The following is a 17,624-nucleotide window of genomic DNA, read 5'->3' as shown; positions in this document are numbered from 1 at the left end:
CGCTCATTTCGGCTGCGGATTGCGAAGGACCTACTGTCCCCGCCCCGTCAGGGAATGGCTGCGCACTCGCTCAACTACCTGTCACCAAGCCCCCCCGGGCATTCTCCTGAAGGGAGGGCGAGTTGGCGCGACGCCCCTGGCTGCCCGCCCGCATGACGAAATCGTCACCTCTCGCCCACCGCGTGCCAAACCGGGCGATGGCAGGAGTGCGATCATGACGACACCGCCCCAGCACCGCCTGTTCCGGCACATCTTCGGCGAACAGAGCCGCGCGCTGGAGCCGGAGGAGCGCCGCGTCCTCGATCATATGGAGCTGGCGCTGACCGTCTCGCGCGATGCCGCCGATGTCGCCGACGAACGGTCTTCGTTCGGCGATCGGCTGGCCGACCGGGTGGCGGCGGTGGGCGGTTCGTGGAGCTTCATCATCGCCTTTGCGGCGGTGCTGTTCGGGTGGATGCTGCTCAACACCGACGTGCTGGCGCATTGGGGTGATGCGTTCGACCCCTACCCCTACATCTTCCTGAACCTGATGCTGTCGACGCTGGCGGCGGTGCAGGCCCCCGTCATCATGATGAGCCAGAATAGGCAGGCCGCGAAGGACCGCGTCGCCGCCAGCCTCGACTACGAGGTCAACCTGCGGGCCGAACTGGAGATCCTGCGCCTGCACGAGAAACTCGATCGCCTGATCGCGGATCGGGATCGGATCGGTGCGCGGGAAGAGGCGCGATGAGGGGCTTGGTCGCGGTCGCCTGGGCGGCGATCGGCAGCGCCGTCGCGGGAAGCGCCGGCATCGCGCTGATCCCCGGCTGGCTGTCCGCGCCACCGTTGCGGGGGGCGGTCGGCGGCGCGACCTTCGCGACGCTGGTTGGCGACCGGCAGGGGCGGCTGGTCGTCACCAGCCTGCGTACCGGTGGGCCGGAGGCCGCGGCGGGCCTTCGGGTTGGGGACGTCGTCACGGCGGTCAACGGAACATCCGCCCCGTCGCTGCGCACGCTTCGGCGCGAGGAAGCGCAACGGGGCCCCGTAAGTCTGGTCGTCGACCGCCGGGGTGCCCCGTTGACGCTGACGCTGCTACATCCGGATCAGGGAGGGCGACTATGACCAAGATCCTGCTCGTCGAGGATGACGACGCCACCGCAGACTATGTCGCCAACGGTTTGAAGGAACAGGGTTTCGTCGTCGATCGCGCCGCGAACGGCCGCGACGGCCTGTTCCACGCGACCGACGGCGGCTACGACTGCATCGTCCTCGACCGGATGATGCCGGGGATGGACGGCATGGCCGCGCTGGCGGCGATGCGCGCGGCGGGCGTGGAGACACCCGTGCTGATCCTGTCGGCAATGAGCACGCCGGAAGATCGCGTCGCCGGCCTGACCTCGGGCAGCGACGATTACCTGACCAAGCCGTTCGTGTTCGCCGAACTGCTCGCCCGCGTGCGGCTGCTCGTGCGGCGCGGTCAGAACGGCGGTACCGCGCCGGAAACGAAGCTGGTGTGCGACGATCTGGAAATGGACCTGCTCGGTCACCGCGTGAAGCGCGCGGGCAAGCCGATCGACCTCCAGCCGCGCGAATACCGCCTCCTCGAATTCATGCTGCGCCACGCCGAACAGGTCGTCACCCGCACGATGTTGCTGGAGGGCGTGTGGGATTACCATTTCGATCCGGGCACCAACGTCACCGACGTGCATATCAGCCGCCTGCGTAAAAAGGTCGACGAGGGGTTTGCACGGCCGTTGCTGCACACCGTGCGCGGGTCCGGCTACAAGCTCGGCGTCGAGCGATAGCCGGGTTGCGCCTGCCCCGGTCGGCGACCGTCCGAATCGCCGCGCTGGTGTTCGCGCTGCAACTCGCGGGCGCGGCGACGACCCTCGTCACCGTGCGCCAGATCACCCGCAGCCAGATCACCGCCGCAGCGGAGGACATGGCGCGCGGCGTGCGCGGCGACCTGCTGACCGCCTATCACGCGGGCGGGACCGATGCCCTGCGCGCGGCGGTGACTCAGCGGGTGCAGCGTCGCCAGCCGCCGCAGACCGTGCTGATCCTGACCAACGCGGCGGGGCGCTATCTGGCCGGCAATATCGCCGACTGGCCGCCCACGGCCGCCGTAGATAGCGGCGCGACGACGATCGAGCTGTTCCGGATCGACCGCGAGGTGCCGGAGCGGATGCGGGTGCTGACCACCACCCTCCCCGGCGGCGAACGCCTGCTGACCGGGCATGTGATCGAGAGCGAACTCAGGTTCGCGCGCGCGATGGAGGAAGCGATGGCGGTGGCGATGGCGGTCGCGCTGGTGCTGGCGGGCCTCGCGGGGTGGATCGCGGCGCGGATCATCGACGCACGGGTCGGGCGCACCGTCACCACGGCGCAGGCGGTGGCGGCGGGCGATCTCGGCCGCCGCGTGGAAAGCGACGGCGGCGACGACGCGTTCGAGGCGCTGGGCCGCGCGGTCAATGCCATGCTCGACCGCATTGCGTTGCTGGTCGGCGAGTTGAAGGTCGCGACGGACGGGCTGGCGCACGATCTCCGCTCGCCCCTCACCCGCCTGCGCGCGACGCTGGAGCGCGCGCTCGCCGCCGCCGACACGGAGGCCTCGCGCACCGCGATCGTGCGGGCGATGGACGAAGGCGACCGGTTGCTGTCGATGCTCGACACCGCGCTCCGCATCACCCGCGCCGAGGCAGGCTTGGGGCGGGAGGCGTTCGCGGAGACCGATATCGCCGCGCTGCTCCACGGACTGGCGGAGATGTTCGAACCGCTGGCGGAGGATCGCGACATGACGATGAGTGTCGGGGCCCCAGCCGATCTGCGCGCTCCCGCCAATCGCGAGATGCTGGGTCAGGCGCTCGCCAACATCGTCGACAACGCGCTGAAATACGGGCGCGGGCAGATCGCGCTGAGCGCGGCGGTCGCCGGCGACCTGATCGCGATCACCGTCACGGATCGCGGGCCGGGCATCCCCCCTGATCGCCGCGACGATGCGCTGAAGCGGTTCGGTCGGCTCGATACGGCCCGGGGGGAGAGCGGCGCGGGGCTCGGCCTGTCGCTGGTCGCGGCGGTCGCGCATCTGCACGGTGGTACGCTGACGCTGTCGGATGCCCGACCGGGGCTGGCGGTCACCTTCACGCTACGCCGCGCGTGACCGATCGTTCATGCGCCGGATGCCCGGCGGACGGGCAGCGCACGGCACAGCGGCGGCAATCGAGGAGCCACGCCGCATGTCCACTCTACCCCGCCGCCGCAACCGGCTCCGCTCCGTCCTGATCGTCGCGGGCGTCGTGCTCGCGGCGCTGCTCGGCTATCTCTACAGCGCTGGCATCTTCGACCGCGATCCGGTGCATATGTTCGATGCGCAGGGCCCGCGCGCGCCGGTGGCGGCGCTCTACTTCTCCGGCGACACGGGGCTGCGCTTCGGCATGGGCGCGGCGACGACGAAGCTGCTGGCGGCGCACGGGATCGAAACGGTCGGGTTCAACTCGTCGACGATGTTCCGGACCCGACAGACGCTGACCCAGACGAACATGCTGATCGCGGAAGCCGTGCGGCAGGCACTGGCCCGCACCGGTAGCCCGCGGATCGTGCTGATCGGCCAGTCCTACGGCGCCGACGTGCTTCAAACCGGGCTCGCGGGACTGTCGGCCGACCTGCGGGCGCGGGTGGCCGGCATCATCCTCGTCGTGCCCGGCAATACCGTGTTCCTGCGCGCCGACCCGTCCGGCTTCGTCTATCGCGGCACACCCGACAGCATGGCCGTGACGACCGCGCGGACGCTCGACTGGGCGCCGCTCACCTGCATCTACGGGGTCGAAGAGACGGACAGCCTCTGCCCGCTGCTGCACGTCCGTGGCGCGCACGTGATCGGCATGCCGGGCGGCCATTTTCTCAACCGCGACGCCGACGCGCTGGGCGCGCACGTGCTGCGCGCCGTTGCTCGGTCGATTACGCCAGTTCGTCCCTGAGCTGCCCCGCCGAGGAGCGGTCGAGCAATCGCGCCTCCGGCTGGACGACGACGCTGTCGGGCGGCACGTCGCTCAACAGCCAGACATTGCCGCCGATCGTCGACCGCGCGCCGATCGTCACCCGCCCCAGGATCGTCGCGCCGGCGTAGACGACGACATCGTCGCCGACGATCGGGTGGCGGGCGTAGCGGCTGCCCCCCTCGCCCTTGCGCCGAGCCGCACCCAGCGCGCTGCGGGCGCCGAGCGTGACGTGCTGGTAGAGGCGGACGCGTGCGCCGATGATCGCGGTCTCGCCGATGACGACGCCGGTGCCGTGATCGATGAAGAACTCCTCGCCGATCGTTGCGCCGGGGTGGATGTCGATCCCGGTCCGCTCGTTGCCGATTTCCGAGATCAGCCGCGCGACGATCGGCGCACCCAGCGCATCGAGCTGATGCGCGATCCGGTGGTGCAGGCTGGCGATCGCGCCGGGATAACTGACGAGGATCTCGTCGACGCTGCGCGCCGCCGGATCGCCGAGGAACGCCGCCTCCACGTCGCTGTCGATCAGGCGGCGGATGTCGCCCAGTGTCGCGCCGAACAGCCGCACGATCGTTGCCGGCAAGTCCTTCTCGAACGCGCCGCGCGCCTCCGCCTGCCAATAGCCGAGTTCGTTGCCGATCTCCCGCTCCAGCGCGGTGAACGCCGCCAGCAGCTTGGCGACGACGAAATTGTCCTCGTCGACCGGCTTGCCGCGGAACTGGCCCAAACGCCGCGGATAGAGCGCCGCGGCCAGCAGCGCGACGACATCCTCGACGACCGCGCGCGACGGAAAGCTCGCGACGTCACGCCCCTCGGGCTGCCGCGCGCGCCATGCCTCACGGGCCGATCGCAACCCGCCTGCCGCTTCGCCGATCGCCGTACCTGTCATGCCGTTCCTCCTCGGCAGACACGATACCTAAGTAGATGCATGGAGATTTGAAACAAATGCTTCGTCCCCGGCAAGTGATGACACCGACGCGGGCGATCCCTAGTTGGGGACGATCCAAGGAGAGTAGAATGGCGACGACCTACGACGCGAAACTCGGCCTCTATATCGGCGGCGAGTGGCTCGGCACCGAGGGACGCGAGACGCACGACGTCCTCAACCCCGCCACGGGTGCGGGCCACGCGGCGCTGCCGCTGGCGACCGCCGCCGATCTCGACGCGGCGCTGGAGGCGACGCAGCGCGGCTTCGTGCTGTGGCGTGGCACCCCGTCCGAGAAACGCGCCGCCGTGCTGCAGAAGACCGCGCAACTGATCCGCGAGCGCGCCGACCACCTCGCGCGCATCGCCACGCTGGAACAGGGCAAGATCCTCGCCGAAGCGAAGGGCGAGGCGCTGTTCGCCGCCGCCCTGCTCGATTTCCATGCGGGCGAGGCGCTGCGCATCTATGGCCGCGTCCTGCCGCGTCCGGCGGGCACGCGCAGTCTGGTGCTGCACCAGCCGGTCGGCCCCGTCGCCGCGTTCTGCGCGTGGAACTTCCCGATCATGAACGTCGTCCGCAAGATCGCGCCCGCAATCGCCGCAGGCTGTTCGATCATCATCAAGCCCAGCGAGGAGACGGCGGGCAGCGCGGTCGAAGTGCTGCGCTGCTTCCAGGACGCGGGGCTGCCCGGCGATGTCGCGCAGTGCGTGTTCGGCGTGCCCGACATGGTGTCGCGCCAGCTTCTCGCCTCGCCGATCACGCGCAAGCTGAGCTTCACCGGCTCGGTCCCGGTCGGCAAGCATCTGATGAAGCTAGCCGCCGACACGATGATGAAGACGACGATGGAACTCGGCGGCCACGGCCCCGTGCTGGTGTTCGACGACTGCGATCTCGACAAGACGCTCGACACGCTGGTGGCGCACAAGTTCAGGAACGCCGGACAGGTCTGCATCGCGCCGACCCGCTTCCACGTACAGGAAGGTATCTACGACGCCTTCGCCGCCGGCTTCGCGGAGCGCACGCGCGCCTTGAAGATCGGCGACGGGCTCGATGCCGGCACGCAGATGGGGCCGATGGCCAATCCGCGCCGTCCGGAGGCGATCGGCGAACTTGTCGAGGACGCACAGCGGCACGGCGCGAAGCTGCTCGCGGGTGGCGAGCGCGGTGGAGAAGGCGGGTTCTTCTTCCAGCCGACCGTGCTGGCCGACGTGCCGCTCGACGCGCGTGCGATGAACGACGAGCCGTTCGGCCCGATCGCCCTGCTGCGCCCCTTCGCCACGGTCGACGACGCGATCGAACAGGCCAATCGCCTGCCCTTCGGCCTCGCGGCGTATTGCTTCACCGAGAATGGCCGGCGCCAGAACCTGCTCGGAGACGCGATCGAGGCCGGCATGGTCGCGATCAACAACGTCCGCCTCAGCTGGCCGGACAGCCCGTTCGGCGGCGTGAAGGATTCCGGCCACGGATCGGAGGACGGCCCCGAGGGCGTGATGGCGCACCTCGTCACGAAGACCGTGCACATGATGTGACGGTGCAGCTTTCCGCTCCCTCCCCGTCGGGACGGAGCGGAAAGGGAATCAGCGCGGCGTTGGTGGCTCCGCCAGCGCCGCGAACTCCGTCGTGTCGTGCGCGCAGAACATCCGCACCTCGGCGCCGTGTTCGACCGACAACGCCCGCAGCCGCGCCTGATTGGCCACCCGCGCCGCCGCGTCGACCTGCATCAGCCGTTGATAGCCGCGCAACCCCGGCGGGCAGGATCGCCGCTCCGACCCGACCTCGCCGTGGTAGAAATAGGCGTCGGCGGCATAGAACAGCCAGCGTCCGCCTTGCTGCCGGATCGCGACGCCGGCATGGCCCCAGGTGTGCCCCGACAGCGGCACCAGCAGGATCTCCGGCGGCAGCCCCTCCAGATCGCGCACCGCTTCGAACCCGAACCACCGCTCGCCGCCGCCGAACGGATAGAGCGACCAGTTCGTCGCCTCGTCCCACTGCTGCGGCCGATAGCGTTTGCGCGACACGAACGCGCCGCCCCGTTGCGCATCGGCAACTTCCTTCTCGCGTGCGGTGACGTGGATGCGCGCATTGGCGAAATCCTCGATCCCACCGGCATGGTCGAAGTCGAGATGGCTGACGACGATATGCCGCACATCGCCGGGATCGAACCCCAGCGCCCGCACCTGCGCGACCGCCGTCTCCTCCACCTTCAGCTGCGGCCGGTTCAGCGCCAGGAAGAAGTCGGACAGCCGGTCGTGCGGTCGCGCCACGTCCTTCGTCCCGAACCCGGTATCGACCAGCACCAGCCCGGCGTCGCTTTCGATCAGCAGGCAATGGCAGACCAGATGCCCCGCCCCGCCGTCGTTCCGCCCGTCGAACAGCCGCCCGCCCGGCGGGCAGCACGTGCCGCAATTCAGATGATGGATCTTCATGCCGGGCCTCCCTCGGCAAGCCGTCGCCGGGTACGTTCCGCCAGCGCCGGCTCGCGACGGGCCCAATAGGCCCAGCCGATCGCCCCGCCGGCAACGATCGCACCCAGCACCAATGGCGTCGTCGCCCTTCCGCCGCGGACATTCGCAACGCTCGTCATCTTGTCCTCCGACCTGTCTCGATCATCCCGGCCGAACGCGATGATGCGGTACGCCGATCCCTCCGCGGCACACGTCATTTGACGTAGGTTATTGAGAAATTTGGCGATTGTTCTGCGAGGGCAACAAACCCCGACGGTCGTTAACCGTTACGTCAGCGGCGCGATCGCCATAACCGATAGCGAGGCAGACGATGTATTATCATGACAAACGGCTCCAGTATCCCGTTCAGGTGACCGAGCCCGACCCCGCCTTCGCGCGAATGCTGCAACAGGCCATCGGCGGCGTGGAAGGCGAAATCCGCGTGTGCATGCAGTATTTCTTCCAGGCGTGGGGCAACCGCGCGCCGACGACGAAATATCGCGACATGCTGCTGAACACGGCGACCGAAGAAATCGGCCACATCGAGATGCTCGCGACCGCCGTCGCGCTGAACCTGGAGAAGGCACCGGCGAAACTTCAGGAAGAAGGCGTCAAGGACGGCATCGTCGGGGCGGTGATGGGCGGCGAGAACCCACGTCACAAGATCGAGGGGCTGATCCACAAGAACCTGCTGTCGGGCGGTCTGGCGGCGATGCCGATGGATTCGGACGGCGTGCCGTTCAACATGAGCCACATCTACGCCAGCGGCAATGTCGCCGCCGACATGTACTGTAACGTCGCGGCGGAGAGTACCGGGCGCGTGCTGGCGGTGCGCCTGTTCAACGCCGCGCATGACGAGGGCATGAAGAAGATGCTCCACTACATGATCGCACGCGATACGATGCACCAGCAGCAATGGCTGGCGGTGATCGAGGAACTCGGCGCGGAGCCGAACAACCTGCCGATCCCCAACAGCTTCCCGCAGGACATGGAGGATCAACAGAACAACTATAACTTCTATGTGACGTCGCTCGACGGCACCTATCCGGAAGGCCGCTGGACGCAGGGTCCGACGCCGGATGGCAAGGGCGAGTTCACCGTCTTCCGCAACGAACCGCTGGGCGAGGAACCGATCCTCGGCCCCGCCCGCCCCGACAGCGGCGCGCAGGCACAGCAGATCGGCTGATCGACGCGACCTGCTCGCTGCGTTTCAAGGCAGGCGATGACCCCTGGTACGTAGGGATCAGGCGGACAGAGAAGGGACCGGACTTTCGCAGGCGCGAAAGTCCGGTTCTACCGCGCCCGCTCGGCCTCGATCCGCCCGGCGATATCCATCGTCTGCGGCGTGATCCACCCATAGTAATAATTCAGCTGGAACAGCACGAAGAGCGTCGTCGCGACCACCGTCACCCACAGCACGACGCGGCCGAGCCGGAACTCGTGAGGCGCGCTCTCGGCTTGGCCGGGGACGTAGTCACCCCCGGCCTCGTGCGTGGTCCGCACGCCGAATGGCAGCACGAGAAATACGCTGAACGCCCAGAACAGGATGTAGATCGCCAGGGCGGACGTCCAGCGCATCAGATCAGGCCTCGATCACCAGCACGTCGACGATCGGCTTCTTGCCCGTCCAGCGCGTCGCGACGCGGCGTACGGCGAGGCGCACGTCCTCGCGCATCCGGTCCATGCCGCGACGGTTGCCCTTGGCGGCATCCCCCGCCGCCTCGACCGCGTCGGCGATGAACGCCTCGCGCTCGTCCTCGACCGGCACGCCCTGCAGCTTGACCTGCGGCACGCCGAGCAGGCGCCCGCCCTGCCCCACCGCGACCGCGACGGAGATCTGGCCGTGCAGCGCGATCCGGCGGCGCTCGTTGATCGTCGACCCGTCCGACGGCAGGATCACGTCGCCGTCCAGCACCAGCCGGCCGACCGTCGCATGCCCGACCTTCTTGGCGGCGCCCGGCCGCAGCCGCACGATATCGCCGTCCGCCTGAACGATCGCCTGCGGCACGCCTTCGGAGATACCGAAGCGGGCATGCTCCATCATGTGGCGCATCTCGCCGTGGACCGGGATCAGCACGTCGGGACGAATCCAGTCGTACATCCGCTTCAGCTCGGGCCGACCGGGGTGGCCGGAGACGTGAACGTGCGCCTGACGCTCCGTCACCATCTCCACGCCCTTGGCGGCGAGCTGGTTCTGGATGCGGCCGATCGCCACCTCGTTGCCCGGGATCTGCTTGGACGAGAAGATCACGGTGTCGCCCGCGTCCAGCTTGATCGTGTGGTCGTTGTTCGCCACCCGTGCCAGCGCCGCGCGCGGCTCGCCCTGACCACCGGTCGCGACGATCAGCACCTTGTTGCGCGGCAGCTTCATCGCCGTCTCGGGATCGACCGTCTCCGGGAAATCCTTGAAGTAGCCGCACGCGCGACCGACCTTCAGGATGCGGTCGAGCGAGCGGCCGGTGACGCACAGCTTGCGTCCGGTCTCGCGCGCGACCTCGCCCAGCGTCACCAGCCGCGCCGCGTTCGATGCGAAGGTCGTGACCAGGATACGCCCGCGCGCCTTGGCGGCGGTTTCCGCGATGCCCTGACGCACGCTCGCTTCCGACCCCGAAGCCTCGAAATTGAAGACGTTGGTCGAATCGCACACCAGTACGTCGACGCCTTTGTCGCCGATCGCGGCGAGCTGCTTGGGGTCGAACGGCGTGCCGATGACGGGCGTGGCGTCCAGCTTCCAGTCGCCCGTGTGGAACACGGTGCCCTCGGGCGTCTCGATCAGCAGCGCCGAGGATTCCGGGATCGAGTGCGACAGCGGCACGAACGTCACGCCGAAACCGCCCACGTCGAACCGCCGGCTCGGCTCCATGATCTTCAGCTTGACGCGGTCGGCGATGCCTTCCTCGTCCAGCTTGCCGCGGATCAGGCCCGCGGTGAACTGCGTCGCGTACAGCGGCACGCCGAGGTCCTCGGCCAGATACGGCAGCGCGCCGATATGGTCCTCATGCCCGTGGGTCAGGACGATGCCGACGAGATCGTCGATCCGGTCCTCGATGAATTGCAGGTCCGGCAGGATCACGTCGATGCCGGGATATGCGGGGTCCGCGAAGGTGATGCCGCAGTCGACCATCAGCCATTTGCCGCGACAACCGTACAGGTTGACGTTCATGCCGATCTCGCCGGAGCCGCCGAGCGCACAGAAAAGCAGTTCGTTCTTCGGAGTCATTCAATACTTTCAAAAAAGGGAGCGCCGGATGGTCGCCCGGCGCGGGCGTGGTTCAGCGGATATGGGCCTTATCCCACATCATCGCCAGCCCCTGAATGGTCAGATCGGGCTCGATCGCATCGAACACGGTCGTATGTTGCTTGAAAAGGTCGGCCAGACCACCGGTCGCGATGACCTTCACGGGGCGTCCGACCTCCGCCTTCAGCCGCGCGACGAGGCCCTCGATCATCGCGATATAGCCCCAATAGATGCCGATATGCATCTGGTCGACGGTGTTGCGGCCGATCACGCTGGCCGTCGCCGGCGCCTCGATCGCAATGCGCGGCAGCTTGGCGGCGGCGGTGACCAGCCCATCGAGCGACAGGTTGATGCCGGGCGCGATGATCCCGCCCTTGTACGCGCCGGTATAATCGCTGACGTCGAACGTCGTCGCGGTGCCGAAGTCGATCACGATCAGGTCGCCCGCATGCAGCGCATGTGCGGCGATCGTGTTGACGGCGCGATCCGCCCCCAGCGACGCGGGTTCGTCGACGTCGATCGCGATGCCCCATTCGACCGGCGCACGGCCGGCGATCAGCGCCTCCGTCCTGAAATACTTCGAACTCAGCACCTGGAGGTTGTGGAGCGCGCGCGGCACGACGGTGGCGACGATCACCCCCTCCACGACGCTGCGGTCATATCCCTCCAGCGCCAGCAACTGGCTGAGCCACACCGCATATTCATCCGCGGTGCGGCGCGGATCGGTCGCAATCCGCCAGCGGGCACGGACGGTACCGTCCTCGACCAGCGCGAAGACCACGTTCGTGTTGCCGGCATCGATCGCGAGTAGCATGCCTGTCCTTCAGAGCAGGAAAACGTCGGCGGCGTGGATGACACGCCGCTCGCCCGACGCCAAGCGCAGCGTCAATGCGCCGTCGGGATCGAGGCCGTCGAACAGCCCGTCGATCACCGTGCCGTCCGCCAGCCGCGCCGTCAGCGCCGTGCCGACCGGATGCGCCCGCTCCAGCCACCGCGCGCGCACTGCGGCAATGCCCTCACCCCGCCACCGCTCGACCCAGCGTGCGAACGCCTCCGCCAGCACGTCGAGCAACGCGGCCGGATCGACATCGACGCCATGCGCCGCCAGACTGGTCGTGGCGCGATCCGGCAGATCGGGATGATGCGCTAGATTGACGCCGATCCCGACGATCACTGCTTCGTCCACCCGGTCGAGCAGGATGCCGGACAGCTTGGCCCCATCCAGCAGCAGATCATTCGGCCATTTGAGTCTCAGGTCCTTCCCCCCTTGGGAGAAGATGGGCGAAGCACCGAGGAAGACTCCAACCGCCTCCTCCAGCGCCACCGCCGCCACGAGCGCAAGCGTTGCCGCCTGGGGATCGCTCCCGCGCAACCGCACCAGCGTCGACGCATAGAAGTTCCCCGGAGGCGACACCCACGTCCGACCCTGCCGCCCGCGTCCCGCCGTCTGGCGCTCGGCCCGGAGCCAGAACCCCTCCGCCGCGCCCGCCCTCGCCAGCAGGACGAGATCGGCGTTGGTCGACCCCGTCTCCGCGACCGTCCGGTGCTGCGTCAGAACAGCGCCCGCGCCGCAGCCATCGTCCAGCTACCCAGCAGCGGGATCGCGAAATAGCCGAGCGGCGAGATGAACACCGCCGCCACCGCGATCAGACCGCCCTGTAGCACCTCGCCCTCGAAGCGCGGGAACGCCGTCACGGGTTCGTCGAAGTACATCGTCTTGACGACGCGGAGGTAGTAATAGGCGCCGATCGTCGACGCCGCGATGCCGACCGCCGCCAGCGGGAACAGCCCCGCCGCGACCGCCGCATCGAACACCGCGAACTTGGCGTAGAAGCCGAACAGCGGCGGGATACCGGCCAGCGAAAACATGAACATCGCCATCGCCGCTGCCAGCGCTGGCCGCGTCCGCGACATGCCCGACAGGCTGGCGATCGTCTCGACCGGCTGCCCGTCCTCGTCGCGCATCTGCAACACGACGAGAAACGACCCCAGCGTCATCGCGATATAGATCGTCATGTACGTCATCACGCCGGCCACGCCTGCGGGCGTACCCGCGGCAAGGCCGATCAGCGCGAAGCCGACATTGTTGATCGAGGAATAGGCCAGCAGCCGCTTGATGTTGGTCTGCCCGATCGCGGCGACCGCGCCGAGCACGATCGACGCCAGCGCCGCGAAGATCACGATCTGGCGCCACTGGTCCGTCGCCGGCCCCATCGCCTCGATCGCGACGCGCACCGCGAGACCCATCGCCGCAACCTTCGGCGCGGAGGCGAAGAATGCCGTCACTGGTGTCGGCGCGCCCTCGTACACGTCGGGCGTCCACATGTGGAACGGCACCGCCGAGATCTTGAACGCGATGCCCGCGAACACGAACACCAGCCCGAACAACAGGCCCATCGAGCGCTGCCCCGCATAGGCCGCGGCGATGCCGTCGAACAATGTCGTGCCCGAGAAGCCGTAGACGAGGCTGATGCCGTACAACAGGATGCCGCTGGCAAGCGCACCGAGCACGAAATACTTGAGCCCCGCCTCCGCCGAACGCGCGTCGCGCCGCATGAAGCTGGCCAGCACGTAGGCGGCAAGGCTCTGCAACTCCAGACCGACATACAGCGTCAGCATGTCCGTCGCGGATACCATCATCCCCATGCCCGCCGCCGACAGCAGCATCAGCACCGGGTATTCGGGACGCAGATCGTCGCCGCTGGTGCGCTGGAAAAAGCCCGGCGCCATCAGGATGGCGATGGCCGTGGCAATATAGATCAGCACCTTGGAGAAGGCGGCGAACGCGTCGGCGCGGTACAGTCCGTCGAACGCAGGCCCGCCGTTGCCAGCCGGACCCGTCAGGGCGATGCCCGCACCCGCGAGTATCGCGACCGAGGCCCACGAAACGAGGCGTGTCGAACCCGGCCCGCCCCAGGCGGATACCAGCATCAGGACGATCGCGCCGACACCCAGTACCAGTTCGGGCAGCGTCATTGCGAGGTTGGCGGCGTAACTCATCAGTGCGCCTCCCCGGGCGTCGTTTCATGCCCGGCGGCCGCAGCCCCGTGCTCGCCGCCATGCTCCGCCGCGGCCTTGGCGGCGGCAGCCGGATTGCCGGCGGTAGGTTTGGAGTCGCCCGGCGGTGCGGCGCGATCGATCCGTGCCAGCAGCGTCGCGACGTCGGTCCGCATCGGCGCCATGAAGCTCTCGGGATAGACGCCCATCCACAGCACGACCGCCGCGATCGGTGCCAGCAGCCACAATTCGCGGCTGCTCAGGTCCGGCATCGCCCGCACCTCTTCCGACGGGATCTCGCCATAGGCGACCCGACGATAGAGGTAGAGCATGTACGCCGCACCGAGGATGATGCCGGTCGTGCACAGCAGCGCAGTCCAGGTCGACACCTGATAGGTACCCATCAGCGACAGGAACTCGGCGACGAAGCCGCTGGTGCCGGGAAGGCCGATCGACGCCATTGTGAAGAACAGGAACAGGATCGCATAGCGCGGCATGTTGATGCTGAGCCCGCCGTAGCGAGAAATCTCACGCGTATGCAGCCGGTCGTAGATCACGCCCACGCACAGGAACAGCGCACCCGATACCAGCCCGTGGCTGAGCATCATGATCATCGCGCCCTCGATGCCCTGCCGGTTGAAGGCGAACAGGCCGATCGTCACGATCGCCATGTGCGCGACCGACGAATAGGCGATCAGCTTCTTCATGTCCGCCTGCACCAGCGCGACGAGCGAGGTGTAGATGACGGCGATGCTCGACAAGGCGAAGATCAGCCATGTCAGCTGGCCCGACGCCTCCGGGAACATCGGCAGGCTGAAGCGCAGGAAGCCGTAGCCACCCAGCTTCAGCAGCACGCCCGCCAGGATCACCGACCCCGCGGTCGGCGCCTGCACGTGCGCGTCCGGCAGCCAGGTATGGACCGGCCACATCGGCATCTTCACCGCGAACGATGCGAAGAACGCCAGCCACAGCCATGTCTGCACATGCGCCGGAAAGTCGAACGCCTGAAGCCGGGGAATGCTCGACGTGCCTGCGGTCTGCACCATGTACAGCATCGCGATCAGCATCAGCAGCGACCCGAGCAGCGTGTACAGGAAGAACTTGTACGACGCATAGATGCGGTTCGCCCCGCCCCAGATGCCGATGATGAGGTACATCGGGATCAGGCCGGCTTCGAAGAACAGGTAGAACAGGAACAGGTCCTGCGCCGCGAACGTGCCGATCATCAGCACCTCGGTCAGCAGGAACGCCGCCATGTATTCCGGCACGCGGTTCGTCACCGAACGCCAGCTCGCGCCGATGCAGATCGGCATCAGGAACACGCTGAGCATGATCAGCAGCAGCGCGAACCCATCGATGCCGAGGTCCCAGGCGAAGAAGCCGAGGCGCGGCCCCTGCTCCACGAACTGCCACTGAGCGCCGCCGATGTCGAAGCTGGTCCACAGGACGATGCCGAGCGCGAAGTCGATCAGCGTCGCGATGAGCGCCACGACACGCGCGGTCTGCGCCGGCAGAAACAGGCACGCGACGGCGGCGATCGCCGGAACCGCGAGCATCAGCGACAGGATGGGAAAGCCTTCCATCACCCGATCAACCCGCGATGGCCCAGGTGACCGCGGCGGTCAGCCCGATCAACATGACGAAGGCATAGGAATAGACATACCCCGATTGTAGCTTGGCCGCCCCGCGCGATCCCAGTTGCACCAGCCATGCCGACCCGTTCGGGCCGAAACGATCGATCGTCTTCTCGTCGCCGCGGTGCCACAACAGGCGGCCGATGGCGAAGGCGGGACGGACGAACAGCAGGTTGTACAACTCGTCGAAATACCATTTGTGGAGCAGGAAGCGGTAGAGGACGCTGAACTGGTCCGCGACGATCGCCGGAAATTCCGGCTTGCGGATATAGGCGAACCACGCGGTGAACAGCCCGAGCAGCATCGCGATCGACGCCGACAATTTGATGATCGTCGGCACCTCGTGCATCGCGTGCATCAGATGCTCGCGGAACGCCAGCGCGCCCTTCCAGAAGGTCTCGCCCGCCTCCGGCTCGATGAACGCGCCGTGGAACGCGAAGCCCGCGGCGATCGCGCCGAGCGACAGGACGCCGAGCGGGATGAGGATCGGAACCGGGCTCTCGTGCGGGTGATAGCCACCGGTGCCGACCGGCAGGTCCTGCTGCGAGGCACCGTGCACGGAAGGACGATGGCCACCGTCCTCGGCCTGCGCCGGATTGCCATGCGCTTCATCGGCGTGGTGCGCGTCATGAGCGTGATCGTGCCCGGGATCGCGAGCATGTTCGTCATGATGTCCGTGCGCGTCGTGCAGCGCGTGCTGGATATGCTCCGACGCCGCCCAGCGCGGCTGACCCCAGAAGGTCAGGAACATCAGCCGCCACGAATAGAAGCTGGTGATCGCCGCGACGAGGACGCCGACGAACCACACGCCGGCATTCCCCGACGCCCAACCCGCCTCGATGATCGCGTCCTTCGAGTGGAAGCCCGCAAAGCCGATCTGCGGCAGGCCGACAATGCCCGGGATGCCGACGCCGGTGATCGCCAGGGTGCCCATCATCATCGCCCAGAAGGTCAGCGGGATGCTTTTCCGAAGGCCACCATAATAGCGCATATCCTGTTCGTGGTGCATCGCGTGGATCACCGAACCGGCGCCCAGGAACAACAGAGCCTTAAAGAAGGCGTGCGTGAACAGGTGGAACATCGCCGCGCCGTACGCGCCGACGCCCGCGGCGAAGAACATGTAGCCGAGCTGCGAACAGGTCGAATAGGCGATGACGCGCTTGATGTCGGTCTGCACCACGCCGCACGTCGCCGCGAACAGACACGTCGCCGCACCCACGAACGTCACGACATGGAGCGCGACCGGAGACACCTCGAACATCGGCGACAGGCGGCACACCATGAACACGCCCGCCGTGACCATCGTCGCCGCGTGGATCAGCGCCGACACCGGGGTCGGACCTTCCATCGCGTCGGGCAGCCAAGTGTGCAAGCCGAGCTGCGCCGACTTGCCCATCGCGCCCACGAACAGCAGCAGGCACAGCACCGTCATCGTGTCGAAGCGATACCCCAGGAAGCCGATCGTCGATCCGGCCATGCCGGGCGCCGCGGCGAGAATCGCCGGGATCGACACCGTGCCGAAGACGAGAAACGTGCCGAAGATACCGAGCATGAAGCCGAGATCGCCGACGCGGTTGACCACGAACGCCTTGATCGCAGCCGCATTGGCCGAGGGTTTCCGGAACCAGAAGCCGATCAGCAGGTACGACGCCAGTCCGACGCCCTCCCAACCGAAGAACATCTGAATCAGGTTGTCCGCGGTCACCAGCATCAGCATCGCGAAGGTGAACAGCGACAGATACGCGAAGAAGCGGGGCTGGTCCGGGTCTTCCTCCATATAGCCCCAGCTATACAGATGGACGAGCGCGGACACCGACGTGATGACGACCAGCATCACTGCGGTCAGAGCATCGACTCGGAAGCCCCAGGCGACGTCGACGCCGCCCGACACGATCCACGTCAGCACCGGCGTGACCGTCGCGACGTTCGATCCGGCGATGAAGCCCAGAAAGATCGGCCACGACAGCGCGCACGACGCGAACAGCGCGGCCGTGGTCAGCACCTTGGCCGGGAACGCCCCCAGCACCTTGTTGCCAAGACCTGCGACGATCGCCGCGAGCAGCGGCAGGAATACGATAGCGAGGATCAACCGTTTACCCCTTCATCCGGTTGACGTCGTCGACCGAGATCGTGCCCCGGCCACGGAAATAGATGACGAGGATCGCCAGACCGATCGCCGCCTCGCCCGCCGCCACGGTCAGCACGAACATGGCGAACACCTGCCCGACCAGATCGTGCAGATAGGCGGAGAAGGCGACGAGGTTCAGGTTCACCGCGAGCAGGATCAGCTCGATCGCCATGAGGATGACGATCAGGTTCTTCCGGTTCACGAAGATGCCGAGCACCCCCATCGTGAACAGGATCGCCGATACGACGAGGTAATGGACCAACCCGATCACGTGCGCGGCA

The 17,624-nt window shown here is 67.5% G+C and carries 18 protein-coding genes; 7 read left to right on the top strand and 11 right to left on the bottom strand.

The genetic code is table 11. The annotated features are described in order from the left end of the window. Window positions 1–214 precede the first annotated feature (214 nt). From AC0CH8_RS14860 to AC0CH8_RS14840, 5 genes are all read left to right on the top strand, one after another. Window positions 215–730 (top strand): DUF1003 domain-containing protein, encoded by a 516-nt coding sequence (locus AC0CH8_RS14860; RefSeq protein ID WP_465240565.1) that lies wholly within the window; start codon window positions 215–217, stop codon window positions 728–730. Further along, the gene (locus AC0CH8_RS14855) at window positions 727–1,101 is read left to right on the top strand and encodes a PDZ domain-containing protein (protein ID WP_465240564.1); all 375 of its coding nucleotides are present in this window, start codon (window positions 727–729) and stop codon (window positions 1,099–1,101) included. Before AC0CH8_RS14860 ends, AC0CH8_RS14855 begins: the two co-directional genes overlap by 4 nt. Continuing rightward, on the top strand, window positions 1,098–1,784 hold the full coding sequence (locus tag AC0CH8_RS14850) for a response regulator (RefSeq protein WP_465240563.1): 687 nt from the start codon (window positions 1,098–1,100) through the stop codon (window positions 1,782–1,784). Before AC0CH8_RS14855 ends, AC0CH8_RS14850 begins: the two co-directional genes overlap by 4 nt. A gap of 5 nt (window positions 1,785–1,789) precedes the next feature. Beyond that, the gene (locus tag AC0CH8_RS14845) at window positions 1,790–3,139 is read left to right on the top strand and encodes a sensor histidine kinase (protein ID WP_465240562.1); all 1,350 of its coding nucleotides are present in this window, start codon (window positions 1,790–1,792) and stop codon (window positions 3,137–3,139) included. Between the two features lie 76 nt (window positions 3,140–3,215). Further along, window positions 3,216–3,956: an AcvB/VirJ family lysyl-phosphatidylglycerol hydrolase gene (locus tag AC0CH8_RS14840; RefSeq protein WP_465240561.1), complete on the top strand. Its 741-nt coding sequence runs from the start codon at window positions 3,216–3,218 to the stop codon at window positions 3,954–3,956. Here the strand turns inward: AC0CH8_RS14840 and epsC are convergent. After that, a complete protein-coding gene (gene epsC / locus AC0CH8_RS14835; RefSeq protein ID WP_465240560.1) occupies window positions 3,937–4,866 on the bottom strand; it encodes a serine O-acetyltransferase EpsC in 930 nt (309 codons plus the stop codon). The two genes, AC0CH8_RS14840 and epsC, sit on opposite strands and share 20 nt — an antisense overlap. A 128-nt stretch (window positions 4,867–4,994) precedes the next feature. Between epsC and AC0CH8_RS14830 the strand changes: the two genes are divergently transcribed. Further along, window positions 4,995–6,431: an NAD-dependent succinate-semialdehyde dehydrogenase gene (locus AC0CH8_RS14830; RefSeq protein ID WP_465240559.1), complete on the top strand. Its 1,437-nt coding sequence runs from the start codon at window positions 4,995–4,997 to the stop codon at window positions 6,429–6,431. Between the two features lie 48 nt (window positions 6,432–6,479). Here AC0CH8_RS14830 and AC0CH8_RS14825 read toward each other — a convergent pair whose 3' ends face one another. Next, window positions 6,480–7,328, bottom strand: a complete 849-nt coding sequence (locus AC0CH8_RS14825; protein WP_465240558.1) for an MBL fold metallo-hydrolase — start codon at window positions 7,326–7,328, stop codon at window positions 6,480–6,482. After that, window positions 7,325–7,564 carry a hypothetical protein gene (locus AC0CH8_RS14820; RefSeq protein ID WP_465240557.1) on the bottom strand — a complete coding sequence of 80 codons (240 nt, stop codon included), beginning with the start codon at window positions 7,562–7,564 and terminating at the stop codon, window positions 7,325–7,327. The genes AC0CH8_RS14825 and AC0CH8_RS14820 overlap by 4 nt, the downstream gene beginning before the upstream one ends. Window positions 7,565–7,677: 113 nt before the next feature. Here AC0CH8_RS14820 and AC0CH8_RS14815 point away from each other — a divergent pair, with 113 nt between their 5' ends. After that, window positions 7,678–8,532, top strand: coding sequence for a manganese catalase family protein (locus AC0CH8_RS14815; RefSeq protein WP_204193703.1), 855 nt, complete (start codon window positions 7,678–7,680; stop codon window positions 8,530–8,532). Window positions 8,533–8,639: 107 nt separating this feature from the next. Here the strand turns inward: AC0CH8_RS14815 and AC0CH8_RS14810 are convergent, their stop codons facing one another. The 8 genes from AC0CH8_RS14810 to nuoK are packed head-to-tail and all read right to left on the bottom strand — an operon-like array spanning window position 8,640 to window position 17,614. Then, on the bottom strand, window positions 8,640–8,924 hold the full coding sequence (locus AC0CH8_RS14810) for a DUF1467 family protein (protein WP_204193705.1): 285 nt from the start codon (window positions 8,922–8,924) through the stop codon (window positions 8,640–8,642). A gap of 4 nt (window positions 8,925–8,928) precedes the next feature. Next, window positions 8,929–10,566 (bottom strand): ribonuclease J, encoded by a 1,638-nt coding sequence (locus AC0CH8_RS14805; protein ID WP_465240556.1) that lies wholly within the window; start codon window positions 10,564–10,566, stop codon window positions 8,929–8,931. Window positions 10,567–10,618: 52 nt separating this feature from the next. Further along, window positions 10,619–11,398 (bottom strand): type III pantothenate kinase, encoded by a 780-nt coding sequence (locus AC0CH8_RS14800; protein ID WP_465240555.1) that lies wholly within the window; start codon window positions 11,396–11,398, stop codon window positions 10,619–10,621. 9 nt (window positions 11,399–11,407) lie between these two features. Next, window positions 11,408–12,139, bottom strand: coding sequence for a biotin--[acetyl-CoA-carboxylase] ligase (locus tag AC0CH8_RS14795; protein ID WP_465240639.1), 732 nt, complete (start codon window positions 12,137–12,139; stop codon window positions 11,408–11,410). Continuing rightward, window positions 12,136–13,584 carry an NADH-quinone oxidoreductase subunit NuoN gene (nuoN, locus tag AC0CH8_RS14790; RefSeq protein ID WP_465240554.1) on the bottom strand — a complete coding sequence of 483 codons (1,449 nt, stop codon included), beginning with the start codon at window positions 13,582–13,584 and terminating at the stop codon, window positions 12,136–12,138. Before nuoN ends, AC0CH8_RS14795 begins: the two co-directional genes overlap by 4 nt. After that, window positions 13,584–15,164: an NADH-quinone oxidoreductase subunit M gene (locus AC0CH8_RS14785; RefSeq protein WP_465240553.1), complete on the bottom strand. Its 1,581-nt coding sequence runs from the start codon at window positions 15,162–15,164 to the stop codon at window positions 13,584–13,586. The genes nuoN and AC0CH8_RS14785 overlap by 1 nt, the downstream gene beginning before the upstream one ends. 7 nt (window positions 15,165–15,171) lie before the next feature. Beyond that, on the bottom strand, window positions 15,172–17,304 hold the full coding sequence (nuoL, locus tag AC0CH8_RS14780) for an NADH-quinone oxidoreductase subunit L (protein ID WP_465240552.1): 2,133 nt from the start codon (window positions 17,302–17,304) through the stop codon (window positions 15,172–15,174). Window positions 17,305–17,308: 4 nt separating this feature from the next. Then, on the bottom strand, window positions 17,309–17,614 hold the full coding sequence (gene nuoK, locus AC0CH8_RS14775; protein WP_055843615.1) for an NADH-quinone oxidoreductase subunit NuoK: 306 nt from the start codon (window positions 17,612–17,614) through the stop codon (window positions 17,309–17,311). Window positions 17,615–17,624: the final 10 nt, after the last annotated feature.

The sequence above is a fragment of the Sphingomonas sp. AC435 genome, from assembly GCF_979253005.1.
The sequence above is the reverse complement of the archived record's forward strand: the minus strand, read 5'-3'. Positions and strand labels throughout refer to the sequence as shown.

What these genes read in the sequence shown, in the direction of transcription:
- AC0CH8_RS14785 (WP_465240553.1), bottom strand. Translation starts at nt 15,164, where the DNA reads ATGGAAGGCTTTCCCATCCTGTCGCTGATGCTCGCGGTTCCGGCGATC.
- AC0CH8_RS14825 (WP_465240558.1), bottom strand. Translation starts at nt 7,328, where the DNA reads ATGAAGATCCATCATCTGAATTGCGGCACGTGCTGCCCGCCGGGCGGG.
- AC0CH8_RS14820 (WP_465240557.1), bottom strand. Translation starts at nt 7,564, where the DNA reads ATGACGTGTGCCGCGGAGGGATCGGCGTACCGCATCATCGCGTTCGGC.
- AC0CH8_RS14815 (WP_204193703.1), top strand. Translation starts at nt 7,678, where the DNA reads ATGTATTATCATGACAAACGGCTCCAGTATCCCGTTCAGGTGACCGAG.
- AC0CH8_RS14805 (WP_465240556.1), bottom strand. Translation starts at nt 10,566, where the DNA reads ATGACTCCGAAGAACGAACTGCTTTTCTGTGCGCTCGGCGGCTCCGGC.
- nuoN (WP_465240554.1), bottom strand. Translation starts at nt 13,584, where the DNA reads ATGAGTTACGCCGCCAACCTCGCAATGACGCTGCCCGAACTGGTACTG.
- AC0CH8_RS14840 (WP_465240561.1), top strand. Translation starts at nt 3,216, where the DNA reads ATGTCCACTCTACCCCGCCGCCGCAACCGGCTCCGCTCCGTCCTGATC.
- AC0CH8_RS14860 (WP_465240565.1), top strand. Translation starts at nt 215, where the DNA reads ATGACGACACCGCCCCAGCACCGCCTGTTCCGGCACATCTTCGGCGAA.
- AC0CH8_RS14850 (WP_465240563.1), top strand. Translation starts at nt 1,098, where the DNA reads ATGACCAAGATCCTGCTCGTCGAGGATGACGACGCCACCGCAGACTAT.
- AC0CH8_RS14855 (WP_465240564.1), top strand. Translation starts at nt 727, where the DNA reads ATGAGGGGCTTGGTCGCGGTCGCCTGGGCGGCGATCGGCAGCGCCGTC.
- AC0CH8_RS14830 (WP_465240559.1), top strand. Translation starts at nt 4,995, where the DNA reads ATGGCGACGACCTACGACGCGAAACTCGGCCTCTATATCGGCGGCGAG.
- AC0CH8_RS14800 (WP_465240555.1), bottom strand. Translation starts at nt 11,398, where the DNA reads ATGCTACTCGCGATCGATGCCGGCAACACGAACGTGGTCTTCGCGCTG.
- epsC (WP_465240560.1), bottom strand. Translation starts at nt 4,866, where the DNA reads ATGACAGGTACGGCGATCGGCGAAGCGGCAGGCGGGTTGCGATCGGCC.
- AC0CH8_RS14810 (WP_204193705.1), bottom strand. Translation starts at nt 8,924, where the DNA reads ATGCGCTGGACGTCCGCCCTGGCGATCTACATCCTGTTCTGGGCGTTC.